Here is a 396-nt window from a genome sequence, read left to right as displayed (position 1 = left end):
ACAGGCCAACCCAGCGACGCGAGAGAAGCGCTCGTTCCCTCAGGACCCAACAGCGTGCCCCCCACCACCAGCACCCACATCAGGCACCAGACAGCAGAGACGAGGACGAACGTTCCACCCATGAGCACCGCCCCACGCACGCACGGCGCGGGCACGGCCCCTGCACCCCGCCACCACCCCAACCAGGGCAGCAGCACCAGGGCGAAGGACGCTCCTTAGAAAGGAGGTGATCCAGCCGCACCTTCCGGTACGGCTACCTTGTTACGACTTCGTCCCAATCGCCAGTCCCACCTTAGACGGCTCCCTCCCACAAGGGGTTAGGCCACCGGCTTCGGGTGTTACCGACTTTCGTGACGTGACGGGCGGTGTGTACAAGGCCCGGGAACGTATTCACCG

The 396-nt window shown here is 65.2% G+C and carries 1 rRNA gene; it reads right to left on the bottom strand.

The window, feature by feature from the left end:
• Window positions 1–219: 219 nt before the first annotated feature.
• Window positions 220–396 (bottom strand): 16S ribosomal RNA (locus G9H71_RS22525); the annotation flags it as partial.

Source organism: Motilibacter deserti, from assembly GCF_011250635.1.
GTDB lineage: Bacteria > Actinomycetota > Actinomycetes > Motilibacterales > Motilibacteraceae > Motilibacter_A > Motilibacter_A deserti.
Note: the sequence above shows the minus strand (reverse complement) of the source record. Positions and strands in the feature narration are given on the sequence as shown.